Annotated in this window: 1 protein-coding gene; it reads left to right on the forward strand. The window is 46.5% G+C overall.

Features of this window, described 5'->3' with window-relative positions; all coding sequences use genetic code 11:
* A partial coding sequence (locus tag HMPREF3201_RS02665; protein WP_156423315.1) for an RNA-guided endonuclease InsQ/TnpB family protein occupies positions 1 to 602 on the forward strand: 602 nt, incomplete at both ends.

Below are 602 nucleotides of genomic sequence, written 5' to 3' on the forward strand. Positions count from 1 at the left end.
ACTCAAAGGCCGGTGGTATCTGCATATTCCTGTCACCAAATCTGTTGAAGGATTCCAAAAGGAGAACATCCGTCACGTTGTCGGGATTGACCGTGGTTTACGATTCCTGGCTGTCAGTTACGATGAACAAGGTAAAACCAAATTTGTTTCCGGGCGAAAGATTGCAGCCAAACGACATAAGTTCCTCAAAGTCAGACAGCAGCTCCAATCCAAAGGCACAAAATCGGCAAAGCGTAGACTCAAAGCCATTTCCGGACGAGAGAACCGTTGGATCTCTGATGTAAATCATCGGATTTCTAAGACACTCGTTACGAAATACGGCAAAGATACGTTGTTCGTGCTGGAAGATTTGACGGGTGTCAGCTTTGAGGAATCGAATCTCTCTCAAACTGCAAAGCAGAACTATGACCTACGGAGTTGGCCTTTCTATCAGCTTGAGCAATTTCTGACCTACAAGGCTCACGAAAATCGCTCGGAAGTATTGAAAGTCTCGGCAAAATACACCTCTCAGCGTTGCCCGAAGTGCGGTACTATCCATAAGGAAAACCGCAAGCCTCATCAACACCTGTATAGCTGCCAGTGCGGATACCAATCCAACGATG

Origin of the sequence: Megasphaera sp. MJR8396C (assembly GCF_001546855.1) — a bacterium.
Lineage (GTDB): Bacteria > Bacillota > Negativicutes > Veillonellales > Megasphaeraceae > Megasphaera.